At 48.3% G+C, this 12,304-nt stretch carries 12 protein-coding genes; 10 read left to right on the top strand and 2 right to left on the bottom strand.

Annotated elements, in window-relative coordinates; genetic code table 11:
* Window positions 1-4 precede the first annotated feature (4 nt).
* The 9 genes from JOC37_RS03605 to JOC37_RS03565 all read left to right on the top strand — a co-directional run bounded on the left by JOC37_RS03605 (window position 5) and on the right by JOC37_RS03565 (window position 8,778).
* The gene (locus JOC37_RS03605) at window positions 5-1,111 is read left to right on the top strand and encodes an NADH-quinone oxidoreductase subunit D (protein ID WP_204616140.1); all 1,107 of its coding nucleotides are present in this window, start codon (window positions 5-7) and stop codon (window positions 1,109-1,111) included.
* Between the two features lie 29 nt (window positions 1,112-1,140).
* A complete protein-coding gene (nuoH, locus tag JOC37_RS03600) occupies window positions 1,141-2,190 on the top strand; it encodes an NADH-quinone oxidoreductase subunit NuoH (RefSeq protein WP_204616138.1) in 1,050 nt (349 codons plus the stop codon).
* A gap of 5 nt (window positions 2,191-2,195) precedes the next feature.
* Window positions 2,196-2,696, top strand: a complete 501-nt coding sequence (locus JOC37_RS03595) for a NuoI/complex I 23 kDa subunit family protein (protein WP_204616137.1) — start codon at window positions 2,196-2,198, stop codon at window positions 2,694-2,696.
* The gene (locus JOC37_RS03590) at window positions 2,696-3,220 is read left to right on the top strand and encodes an NADH-quinone oxidoreductase subunit J family protein (protein WP_204616135.1); all 525 of its coding nucleotides are present in this window, start codon (window positions 2,696-2,698) and stop codon (window positions 3,218-3,220) included. Before JOC37_RS03595 ends, JOC37_RS03590 begins: the two co-directional genes overlap by 1 nt.
* Complete coding sequence (gene nuoK / locus JOC37_RS03585) at window positions 3,204-3,521, top strand: NADH-quinone oxidoreductase subunit NuoK (RefSeq protein WP_204616133.1); 318 nt, start codon at window positions 3,204-3,206, stop codon at window positions 3,519-3,521. The genes JOC37_RS03590 and nuoK overlap by 17 nt, the downstream gene beginning before the upstream one ends.
* An 87-nt stretch (window positions 3,522-3,608) precedes the next feature.
* Complete coding sequence (gene nuoL, locus JOC37_RS03580) at window positions 3,609-5,525, top strand: NADH-quinone oxidoreductase subunit L (RefSeq protein WP_204616131.1); 1,917 nt, start codon at window positions 3,609-3,611, stop codon at window positions 5,523-5,525.
* Window positions 5,525-7,045 (top strand): complex I subunit 4 family protein, encoded by a 1,521-nt coding sequence (locus JOC37_RS03575; protein WP_204616130.1) that lies wholly within the window; start codon window positions 5,525-5,527, stop codon window positions 7,043-7,045. Before nuoL ends, JOC37_RS03575 begins: the two co-directional genes overlap by 1 nt.
* Window positions 7,046-8,473 (top strand): NADH-quinone oxidoreductase subunit N, encoded by a 1,428-nt coding sequence (locus tag JOC37_RS03570; RefSeq protein WP_204616128.1) that lies wholly within the window; start codon window positions 7,046-7,048, stop codon window positions 8,471-8,473.
* 155 nt (window positions 8,474-8,628) lie between these two features.
* Window positions 8,629-8,778 (top strand): YraN family protein, encoded by a 150-nt coding sequence (locus tag JOC37_RS03565; protein ID WP_204616126.1) that lies wholly within the window; start codon window positions 8,629-8,631, stop codon window positions 8,776-8,778.
* 285 nt (window positions 8,779-9,063) lie between these two features.
* On the opposite strand, the gene JOC37_RS03560 is transcribed toward JOC37_RS03565, so the two are convergent.
* Complete coding sequence (locus tag JOC37_RS03560) at window positions 9,064-10,923, bottom strand: methyl-accepting chemotaxis protein (RefSeq protein WP_204616124.1); 1,860 nt, start codon at window positions 10,921-10,923, stop codon at window positions 9,064-9,066.
* Between the two features lie 498 nt (window positions 10,924-11,421).
* On the opposite strand from JOC37_RS03560, the gene JOC37_RS03555 reads away from it, so the two are divergent.
* Complete coding sequence (locus tag JOC37_RS03555; protein WP_204616123.1) at window positions 11,422-11,784, top strand: YraN family protein; 363 nt, start codon at window positions 11,422-11,424, stop codon at window positions 11,782-11,784.
* A gap of 35 nt (window positions 11,785-11,819) precedes the next feature.
* Here JOC37_RS03555 and JOC37_RS03550 read toward each other — a convergent pair whose 3' ends face one another.
* Window positions 11,820-12,290 (bottom strand): GatB/YqeY domain-containing protein, encoded by a 471-nt coding sequence (locus tag JOC37_RS03550; protein WP_204616121.1) that lies wholly within the window; start codon window positions 12,288-12,290, stop codon window positions 11,820-11,822.
* Window positions 12,291-12,304: the final 14 nt, after the last annotated feature.

Raw genomic sequence — 12,304 nt, 5'->3', positions numbered from 1 at the left:
AGGTATGTTGAGAACGGAAGAGTTTACTTTGAATATGGGTCCCCAGCACCCCGCAACCCACGGTGTTTTTCGCCTAATACTGCACCTGGACGGTGAAACCATTGTTAAAGCAGAACCTGTGTTGGGCTACCTGCACCGGGGGATAGAAAAACTGGCCGAATCCCGGACCTATACCCAGGTTATTCCCTATACCGACCGTTTGGATTACCTGGCAGCCATGCTGAATAACCTGGGGTATGTTCAGGCGGTGGAAAAAATGATTGGTGTAGAGGTGCCGGAAAGGGCGGAATATATCCGGGTAATTGTTTCCGAGATGTCCCGCATTGCCAGTCACTGTATTGCCACCGGCGCTTACGCCCTGGACCTGGGCGGTTTTACCGGTTTTATGTATCCCTTTAGAGAGCGGGAAAAATTAATGGACATGTTTGAAATGATCTGCGGCTCCCGCATGACCTTTAGTTATATACGGGTGGGCGGGGTTGCCGCTGATCTGCCGGAAGAATTTTACCCGGCCATAAAAAAGTTTCTGCAAGAATTTCCATCCTGTGTGGATGAGTATGACGGCCTGATTACCGGTAATGAAATATTCCAGGCCCGCACCAAGGGTATCGGTATACTGCCCGCTGAAAAAGCCGTTAAATACAGCTTGAGCGGGCCTGTGCTGCGCGGTTCCGGTGTAAAGTATGATCTGCGTAAAGCACGCCCGTACGGTATATATGATCGCTTTGATTTTGAAGTACCGGTGGGTAAAAACGGGGATTGTTTTGACCGCTATTACTGCCGTATTTTAGAAATGCGCCAGTCTCACCGTATCATTAAACAGGCGCTGGAACAACTGCAGGAACTGCCGGAGGGTCCGGTGATGGCCAAAGTGCCCAAGGTACTTAAACCGCCCAAGGGCGATGTTTATCACGAAATTGAAGGTGCCAAGGGTATTTTGGGTTACTACGTGGTCAGTGACGGGACCGTTAACCCTTACCGGGTACACGTCCGGCGTCCTTCCTTTATCAATTTGGACTTAATTGATGAAATGTGCAGGGGCTGGAAAATTGCCGATGTAGTGGCCATTTTAGGAAGCATAGATATTGTTTTGGGTGAAGTTGATTGTTAAACAAAAAGGATTTATAGGGGAGAATTGGCATGGAAAACTTATTTGTTAATACTGCCGGTTCAATAAGGAATATAATGGAAAATAGCGGGTTATCACCGCTTTTGAGCGATGCCGTATTGGTGATGTTTAAACTGCTGGCCATACTGGTGTTTGTTCTGATCAATGCCCTGTGGCTTGTATATATGGAACGCAAGATCGCGGGATATATTCAATGCCGGTACGGTCCCAACAGGGTGGGCCCCAAGGGACTGCTGCAGACCACCGCCGATATCGGCAAGTTGATTAGTAAAGAAATTATCATTCCCAGGGGGGCGGACAAAATACTGTTTCTGTTGTCCCCGGCGCTGATATTTGCTCCGCCGCTGATGGTGTTTATGGTGGTGCCCTTTGGAGAGAACATGGCCGCTGTGGAACTGAATATCGGTGTGTTTTACTTTTTAGCAGTGGCATCGCTTTCCACGGTAATCTTTTGGATGGCCGGTTGGGCTTCTAACAACAAGTATTCACTGCTGGGCGGCATGCGGGTTGTGGCCCAAATGATCAGTTATGAACTGCCCATGGTACTGGCCATTCTCGGGGTGGTTATGATTACCGGTACGCTGAACATGAGTGAAATTATCCGGGCTCAGGAGAATACCTGGTTTATCTTTACCCAACCGGTGGCATTCTTAATTTACTTTATAGCGGGTGTGGCTGAGTGCAACCGCGCTCCCTTTGACTTGGCCGAAGGTGAATCGGAGATTGTGGCCGGTCCCTTCACGGAATATTCCGGCATGGGGTTTGCTATGTTCTTCCTGGCAGAATATGCCAACATGGTGCTGGTATCCTTTATGGCTGCCACACTGTTTTTAGGCGGCTGGCTGGCTCCTTTTGGTCTGACGTTCATACCGGGATGGATTTGGATGCTGCTCAAAGTTTACGTGCTGATCTTCCTGTTCATGTGGCTGCGCTGGACTTATCCCCGGATCAGGGTAGACCAGCTGATGGGTTTTGGCTGGAAGGTGCTGGTGCCGCTGTCCCTGGCAAACATCTTTGTCACCGGTGTGGCAATTAAGGTCTTGGATATGATTGGATGGTGATGCAGATGTTCGGTTCTGGATTGATAAAGGGCTTAGCAATTACCTGGAAGGAATTGTTTACCAAAAAGGTTACCGTACAATATCCGGATGAAATATACCCGCTGCCGGACCGTTTCCACGGCAAATTTAAATTGAATAAAGATGCCTGCATCAGCTGTGGAATGTGTGTTAGGGCCTGTCCGAACAAAGTAATTACCATGGAAACGGAAACGGTGGCCAGAAAAAAGCGGTTGTTAAAGTACACCATGGATATTAAATACTGCCTATTCTGCGGCCTGTGCGTGGAGGCTTGTCCCAAAAACGCGCTGGGGTATGTTAAAGACTTTGAGCTGGCGCAGTATAAGAGGGATAAATTGACCGTGGTTTTGGCAGCTGAAGAGCCTCTGCCCCGGGAAGAAAAAGAACGGTTGGAGGCCGAAGCGGCCCAGAGGGCGGCAGCGGCTAAAAAGGCTGCCGGAGCCCGGGGAGGATCAGCTTTCGGTAATAAGGCCGAGGGGGGAGAATGATGGAGTTAACTTTGGAAGCAGCTGCTTTTTGGACCCTGGCGGCGGTAATCATCGTATCGGCTCTGCTGGTGGTGACCGGTAAAAACATCGTGCACAGCATACTGTGGCTGGTGGTGACATTTTTAGGTATTGCCGGCGTATTCATCATGTTAGATGCCATGTTTCTGGCTGCCGTGCAAGTTTTAGTTTATGCCGGGGCGGTTTGTATCATGGTTGTGTTCGGCGTTATGCTCACCCAGCGGGGCAGTATGGAAAAGAGCAGCCTGTTTAACAAACGGGTAATCATTGCTGCTCCACTGGCGGGATTGATTTTAGCGGTGGCCGGTTTTCTGGCTGCTGTCAGTAAAGAAAGTGTTCCGCTGTCCGGCGGCACCGTTCCGGCAGATACGGTGAGCAGTATCGGGGAATGGATGTTGACCAGGTATGTGGTTCCTTTTGAAGCGGCTGCCATACTGCTGCTGGTGGCGTTAATCGGTGCTGTTTTCCTGGCCGGGGAGGTGAATACCGATGCTGATGGGCGTTAGTGCAGTACACTTTGTACTGCTTTCGGCGGCTCTGTTCGGGATTGGATTGTTTGGCGCGCTGGTTAAAAAGAATGCCATTTCAGTGCTGATCTGCATTGAGCTGATGCTGAACGCTGTGAACATTAACCTGGTGGCTTTCAATAAATATGTTACCCCCGGTACCTTCATCGGCCAGTTATTTGCCATTTTTATCATCACAGTGGCAGCGGCAGAGGTGGGGGTGGCATTGGCAATTATTATTGCCATTTTCCGCCACCGCTTATCCGTTAATCTGGATGATTTTGATTGGCTCAAGTGGTAGCTGGGAGTAAAAACTAACGGCTTTAAAACGGTAGCACTTTTCAGGGTAGGATAGTTCCATTTATAAAGGTAGGTGCTGTATATAACTATGGTAGAGTTTGCAATGCATCACGCTTGGCTGGTACCTCTGCTGCCCGCCCTTTCATTCCTGGTTATCGTATTTATAACCCGGCCGCGGCCAAAACTCAGCGCCGCCGTTTCCATTGCCTGTATGCTGGGTTCCTTTGCGCTGGCGGCACTGGCTGCTTACGGTGTATTCACCGATAATCATTTCCAGCACCGGCCGCTGATTTATGATGTGCACTGGTTTGGAATGCAGGGGCTGAACGTGGATGTCGGCATTTATTTAGATCCGTCATCGGCCATGATGATATTCATGGTTACCATGGTGGCGTCACTGGTGCAAATTTACTCCACAGGATACATGAAAGGCGATCCCGGTTATCCGGTATTCTTTTCCTACCTGTCATTATTTGCGGCGGCAATGCTGGGTTTAATATTATCCAGCAATTTGCTGCAGATGTTTATATTCTGGGAGCTGGTAGGTCTTTGTTCATACCTGTTAATTGGATTTTACAGCCATAAAATTTCAGCCAGGGAAGCGGCTAAAAAGGCCTTTATTACCTGCCGGGTGGCAGATTTTGCCCTGCTTTTAGGTATGCTGGCCATTCAAATTATCTTTGGCACGCTGAACCTGGATGAGCTGTCTGAAATAATGCCCCATTTTGAAAATTATACCACTGCCGGTATGATGACGTTGATTGCAGTGCTGGTGTTTATCGGTCCCGTTGGTAAATCCGGTCAATTTCCGCTGCATGTGTGGCTGCCGGACGCCATGGAAGGACCCACCCCGGTTTCGGCGTTAATTCACGCTGCCACCATGGTGGTGGCCGGTGTATACCTGGTGGGCCGAACCATGTTTTTGTTTACTGAAGTGGAACCAGCTATGCACCTGGTTGCTGTAACCGGTGCCTTTACCGCCTTTTTTGCGGCCACCATTGCCATTACCCAGCGGGAAATCAAGCGCATACTGGCATATTCCACCGTCAGCCAGTTGGGTTACATGATGCTGGCCCTGGGAGTGGGCAGTCTCACCGCATCGTTTTTCCACCTTTGGACCCACGCCTTCTTTAAAGCGTTGATGTTTTTGGGGGCGGGCTCTGTGCTGCATGCCCTGCACCACAAGGCAGACGTATGGGAAATGGGCGGTTTAATTAAAAAAATGCCCGTTACCGGGTGGACCTTTGTGGTTGGCGGACTGGCCATTGCCGGCATTCCACCCTTTGCCGGTTTTTGGTCCAAGGATGAGATTTTACTGGCCACCTTTTTGGAAGGACATTATGTATTATTCGCGCTGGCTTCCTGCACTGCTTTTCTAACGGCCTTCTACATCTGGCGGATGATTTTCCTGGCCTTTTTTGGAGCAGAGAAACCGGAAAATCATCCCCACGAGTCGCCGGGGAGTATGACCGGGCCGCTTTTGGTGCTGGCGGTTATGGCCACTGCGGCCGGTTTAATAGGTACGCCCGGTAATCCCCTTTGGCAGAATTGGATTTTCTTCGGCCACCCGCATCACGGGGAACCGAACATTCCCATCATGCTCATTTCCACAGCCCTGGCGGCGGCAGGTATTGGTTTGGCTTACCTGCTGTACCTAAAGGATAAAGATAAAGCCAACGCCAGGGCGCTGGCCGGAATGTTCCGGCCGGTTTACAAACTGATCTATAACAAATATTATGTGGACGAACTGTACCTCTGGTTTAACCGTAAAATTGTAGACGGCAGTGCCCGTATGACCTACCTGTTTGATATTTATGTTGTGGACGGGATAGTAAACGGGGTCGGTGCCGTTACCAAGGGTTTGGGCCAAAATCTGCGCTGCGTGCAGACCGGTAAAATGCAGACCTATGCTCTGGTGTTTTTCCTGGCTGTACTGGTAATCACTGTGGCCCTGGCCTTTACCGATTCATCCTCAACCGCCCTGGTGATGGGAGGTGCTAAATAATGGGTTTTCCGGTATTAACTGCTTGCCTGCTGGCCCCGTTGGCTGCGGCTTTAATCCTGGTTTTCTTACCCAAAGATGAAGATAAGCTGCACAAATGGGTGGCGGCTGCGGGTACTTTCGTATCCCTGGCCATCAGTTTGTACGTGTACTTTGCTTATAATAAAGAACTGGGCGGTTTGCAGTTTGTGGAACGGGTGCCCTGGATTAAAGACCTGGGCGTAACCTATTTCATGGGTGTTGACGGCTTGTCACTGCCCATGCTGCTGCTCACAAACCTGATTGGCTTTTCGGCGGTATTTGCCTCCTGGAACATTAAAAACCGCACTAAAGAGTTTTTTGTGCTGCTGCTGATACTGATTGCCGGGGTGATGGGAACCTTTATCGCTCAGGATGTATTTATTTTCCTGTTGTTCTATGAAGTGGTGGTCATCCCCATTTACCTTATGGTAATTATCTGGGGCAGTTCCAAGAGAGTAACTAAGGAATATGCCGGCATGAAACTGACCATTTACCTGTTGATTGGATCGGCATTCCTGCTGGCAGCGGTAATCGCTACCTTTGTAAAGTCGGTGCAGATAACCGGAACACCGGACATGAGCTTTAAGGGGTTGGGCCAGGTGGCCTTTCCGGAACAGTTTCAAATATACATGTTCCTGTTAATGCTGATAGGTTTTGGCTCACTGCTTTCCATGTGGCCGTTTCACAGCTGGTCCCCCGACGGTTACGCCGGGGCGCCCACTGCAGTTTCCATGATTCATGCCGGTATATTGAAGAAGATCGGTGGTTACGGTTTAATTCGCTTTGCGGTTTACGTAATGCCCGCGGGGGCGGCATATTGGGCACCGTTTATTGCCGTACTGGGTGTGATCGGGTGTGCCTATGCCGCCATGGGGGCGCTGGCACAGAAAGACTTGAAGTATGTGGTTGGTTACTCCTCGGTTAGTCACATGGGATATGTACTGCTGGGTGTGGCGGCGCTCAGCGTGGTCGGCATAAACGGGGCGGTGGCCAACATGTTTGCCCACGGTGTAATGGCGGCACTGTTCTTTTCCATGATCGGCTTTATCTATGAAAAAACCCACACCCGCTGGATACCGGACCTGGGGGGCCTGGCCCGCCAGGTACCCCGCCTGGCAGTAGGATTTATGATGGCGGCCATGGCTTCATTGGGATTACCGGGCCTGGTAAGCTTTATTCCCGAATTCACTATCTTTGTGGGTTCCTTTGAACGGTTTGGCCTGCTGGCGGTGGTGGCCATTGCCGGTATTATCATCACCGCTTTGTACGTACTCCGGGCCGGGGCTAACACGCTGTTTGGCCCGCCCCGTGAGGAATACAATCACCTGAAAGATATTCAGGGCCCGGAAATGGTGCCGCTGGTGGTGTTGGGTACCGTACTGGTGGTAGGGGGCTTATTGCCGGCGCTGCTGTTTGACGTGATTAACAGCGGTGTGGAACCGATTATGGCCCATATTGCCGATTATTTGCCCGCTGCCGTTCAGATTGGGGGGAAATACTAGATGCCGTTTGATTACCGTTTACTAACCATAGAAATGATAGTGGCGGCCCTGGGACTGATCGTGCTGGTACTGGGCTTGATAGCACCGGAAAACAAACAGAAGGGACTGGGCCCGCTGACGGTGATGGGTTTTTTGGGTGCTCTGGCTGCGGCCATGGTACTGTGGAATACCCAGGGAACACTGTTTGACGGCATGTTTGTGGTGGATAAGTATGCTGCTTTCTTTAAAATTCTCTGTTTAAGCGCTGCAGTGCTGGTTACTTTAGGCTGTACCCAGTACGTGCGAAACATGGGCGTGCACGGCGAATACTATGCCATGATTGTATTTGCAGCCCTGGGTATGTGTGTGATGGCATCGGCGGGGGATTTTATCACGCTGTATCTCGGCTTGGAGTTAATGACCATAGCCTTCATTATATTGGTGGCCGTCAACAAAAGGGACGGCAAAGCGGTGGAGGCGGGGATGAAGTACCTGGTGCTGGCCGGTTTATCATCGGCGGCGCTGCTGTACGGGCTGTCACTGGTGTACGGCATGACCGGTACCATTATGATTTATGACATCGCCCGGCTGGTTGCTGCAGGCAGCATATCTCCGGTGCTGATTTTTGCTTTGGTACTGCTGGTGGCAGGTTTGGGGTTCAAGGTATCGGTGGTTCCCTTCCACATGTGGGCACCGGATATATACCATGGTGCTCCCACCCCGGTTACCGCCTTTTTGGCGGTGGGTTCCAAGGCGGCTTCCTTTGCTGTTTTGCTGCGCCTTTTTGTGGCGGGATTGGCCGGCATGGCAGGCACCTGGATTATGCCGGTGGCGGTGCTGGCGGCATTGACCATGGTAATAGGCAACCTGCTGGCCATTCCCCAGACCAACATTAAACGGATGCTGGCTTACTCCAGCATTGCCCAGGCCGGCTACATTCTGGTGGGGTTGGTGGCTGCAAATGAATCCGGCATCAAAGGGGTGATGTTTTACTCCTTCCTGTATGTCTTTGCCACCATGGGTGCCTTTGTGGTGGTGGCAGCGGTATATAATAAAATTAAAAGTGAGGAAATTGCCGATTATGCCGGCTTGGCCCAGCGGGCGCCGCTGCTGGCCGCGGTGCTGACTATCAGCATGCTTTCCATGGCCGGTATTCCACCGCTGGCCGGCTTTGTAGGCAAGTTCTACCTCTTTAAAACCATCATTTCCGGCTACTTTTGGCTGGCGCTTTTGGGTTTAATCATGTCTATGATATCTGTATACTATTACCTGCGGGTATGCCTGGTTATGTACCGGGATGATCCAAAGGAAAATACTCCCATAGAAGTTTCCGGTGCCGTTGCGGTGGTACTGCTGGTGGCCATGATAGGGACCATGGTCATTGGCATTTACCCCGGTCCCCTTTCAGAAGTGGTAAACACTGCCGCCGGTACGTTCTTTTTACACTAAAATCTGCTCTTTCAAAAGGGTCCGGTCTTCCGGATCCTTTTTTGTTGTATAATCAAAGAAACTTGATTTTGAGGTGTAATAAATATGACTTTTTTTCGCCGGGATACCGGGAAAATGGGCGAGGATAAGGCGGTGGCTGCAGTGCGTCGGATGGAATGCGGGTAAAATGCCGCAACTACCGCTGCCGGTTGGGGGAAATAGATATCATTGCCGAAGACGGCGGTACATTGGTATTTGTAGAGGTCCGTTCCCGGCGTACCGGCGGTTACGGTTTGCCCGGCATGTCTGCCGAGCCGATGGGTTGAAAGAAACCCTGTTGCCTAACCAGCGGGAAGACAACCTGTAAGCAGGGGCGTCACTGGTAACGGCGGGGTCTATTGGTGCGCTGAAGGGGGAACTTGGAACATAGCGAAAGCGAACCGGTGTTGGCCTACCGTGTGGGTAACCTTGCCATAAATGGGAAAGCCCGAAAGCTGGCAAATAATAATAATAATCCTGAGCTGGGTCAAAACTATACTTTTTAATAGTATAAAAAAATGGGTTCAAGAATTAATCTTGAACCCAGATAGGTTATAATTAGTTGGTAGGCGTTATATTTTAAATTTACGGACCAGCGCATTCAGCTCATAACATATGCCGTTTAACGCCTCGGCAGCGGTCGTTACCTCCTCCATGGTTGCAGTCTGCTCTTGTGTGGAAGCTGATACACTTTGTATTCCTGAAGTAACCTGCTGAGCTGCCGCAGCAACTTCATGTATCCGTTCCGTCAGATTGTAAGCTTCCTTTATTATGCTTTCAAATCTGCCTTTTACTTCTTCAACAATTTTTACTCCCTCTTCGACCTGCCGTGCGCCCTCTGCCCTTCTTTCTATAGCTTTTTGTGATTCAGCCTGTATATCTATAACAATTTCTTTTATTTTCTTGGCTGCCGCTGAAGACTGCTCAGCCAGCTTTCTTACGTCCTCTGCCACCACGGCAAAACCGCGCCCCTGGTCTCCAGCCCTAGCAGCCTCTATAGCTGCATTAAGAGCCAGCAGGTTAGTTTGATCGGCTATACTGGTAATTAACTCCACTATTTGATCAATTTGAGAGGTTTTATTTTTTAAGTCATTAATTACTTTAGAAACTTTTTGTGATGTATTAAAGATCTCATTCATCTGCATCTCAATTTTATTTATATCTTCTGCCCCTTCCTTGGCATTGCGGTCAGCACTGCTGGAAGCAGAAAATATGTTTTCTAGGCTGCTGCTGACTTTTTCCACTGTATACGTCATATCGTTTAAAATTTTGGCATTTTCATTTGCCTGGGCAGTGGTTTCTTCTGCCACTGACTGCAGCTGCTTGACGGACTTATATACATCAGCGGACTTATCTGCAACCTGTCGTACAAAATTGCGAAGATGGTTCTGCATCAGATTGAATGACTCTGTAAGTTTGCCCATCTCATCATTGGTGGCAGCCTCAATGTCTTTAGTAAGGTCACCACTGGCTATAATGCTGCTTGCTGTTACCAGCCCGCTTACCGGTTTTAAGACTACGCTCAGTATAAACTGCAGCATTAGAGCTGCAGCCAGCGCTCCCAGTACAAGTGAAACAATTCCTGAAATCAGCAGGCCATTAAGCCTTTGTACATGTTCTTCCCGGGATATACCGCCCTTAATATAGCCAATAACTTTATTTGAATAATCTTTAATGGGAATAATTAAAACGGCAGTTTTTTCATCAGGAGTGTTAAAAAATTTCATTTTTCCCTGATCCAAGGCCTGCTTGGTTAAATTTAAGTCTACTGGCAGATTGTCATTTTTTATAGTCCCCCCCAGAAGTTCTCCTGGTCCTTCGCTAATTTTGCTGCTGTATTTGTAAATAAAGAACTCACCGGGTATATTCTTTTTTAAATTTTGAGCAAAACTGGTGCCAAAACTGCTGCCTACCTCTACACTGCCAATATGCCTGTTCTGATAGGTTGCCGGAACAACTACCCTAAATCCAAATCCGGCTACTCCTTCTTCCAACCCCTGAACTATTTTTTTCTCCTTATTGCATGCAACTACAGTCCTGCGAAAACTTGACAAATCATCACCGTACTTTTCTGGTTTATGTGCCCGGTAAAAGGATCTGGCAGGCGGCAGGTGAAACTGCAGTTGAGAAACTCCTTCTTTGCTCAGTTTATCATAAATGGGCTTTACTAAGATAGCTAATTGTTCACGATCTCGTTCGGCAAAAGCCTTTTGAACCGCTGGATTTTCTGCAATGGGAATCACCCCAGACCTGGCTTTAGAAATTTGGGAAGCCACTGCATTATTTACTATCTTTTCTACTAGGTTATAGTACTGGCTTTCATTTTTTAAAATAGATGCTTTTGTTTTTTGATAGTTGTAATATACTAGGCCTCCGAGCACCATCACCATCAGTACAAATACCGGCACAAGAACCTTGTGTTTAATTTTCATAGTTCCCTCCACCCTTTAATGTTTGATAATGTTTTTAGCAGACTTCTAATTTAGACAATAAATAACATTTTTCTTATTTCTTATTTAAGAAATTTTAACATATCAACTTTTGATATTTTGTCGTCAACGCGACATAAATTAACTAAAAATACGTTTTACCTGAATCCGTGATGTATCTTTAGACTTCCATCCACCCAGATATAACCTATTATGTATAGGTGTTTTACAGCATTTTGGTTGTGGTTTATATTTCTCAAGATAGCCATGTAAATTTCCCTAAATGTTGTTGGGTTTTCCAAATCGCAGCCTCTTTGTCCGGGCATGGGAAATTAATCTTGATGCCAGTGTTATTAGGTTCTGTATCACTGTACGTATACGCCGGCGCTCTGCCTTTTTCCTAAGAGGTACATTTTTCATCCGCTTTTTCAAAAGGGTCTGCTCTTCCGGGCCCTTTTTTGTTGTATAATCAAAGAAAATTATTTTGGGGTGTAATTAGGTATGACTTTTTTTCGCCGGGATACCGGGAAAATGGGCGAGGATAAGGCGGTGGCCGCAGTGCGTCGGAGGGGAATGCGGGTAAGATGCCGCAACTACCGCTGCCGGTTGGGGGAAATAGATATCATTGCCGAAGACGGCGGTACATTGGTATTTGTAGAGGTCCGTTCCCGGCGTACCGGCGGTTACGGTTTACCCCAGGAATCCATCGGCCCGCAAAAAGCGGCCAAAGTGCGCAGAGCAGCTCAATATTATATGGCGGTTAATGAATTAAGTGATGCGGACTGCCGCTTTGATGTTGTGGCCGTGAAAATGGACCTGAAGGGGAAGGTGGAAAATATTGAGTATATTAAAAACGCATTTTAAAAGCCGGCTCTGTTAAAGGCCGGCTTTATTATAATTTATTCATTTAAAACTTTACTAACGCAGTCCCTTACTCTGCTGCCGTCGGCTTTACCTTTTACCAAGGGCATAATTTCTTTCATTGCCTTGCCCATATCCCGGGGGCCGGAAAGTCCCAATTCCCGGCATTTTTCCCTTACTAAGCGCATGATTTCTTCTTCAGACATTTGTTCCGGTAAATACTGCTCTAAAATGGCAATTTCCCTTTCATACTGGTCTATCAAATCCTGGCGGTCAAACATTTTTACAGCCTCCCGCCTTTGTTTGACTTCTTTAACCAGCAGGTCAATTTCTTCTTCTGCAGTTAAAGGCCTGTTCAGCTCTTTGGCTTTCTGCTGCAGTGTATTTATAGCCATACGCACCGTGGTAAGGGTGAATTTGTCCTTATTTTTCATGGATTCTTTCATTTTATCCTTCAGTTGATCTAAAAGCACTGCTATCATCTCCTTTTGAAAGTTATTTTTTCCCATAAAATATTATCCCA

Source organism: Desulforadius tongensis (genome assembly GCF_016907915.1).
In the GTDB taxonomy this organism is placed as follows: domain Bacteria; phylum Bacillota; class Desulfotomaculia; order Desulfotomaculales; family Desulfohalotomaculaceae; genus Desulforadius; species Desulforadius tongensis.
This window is presented reverse-complemented; position numbering and strand designations above follow the sequence as displayed.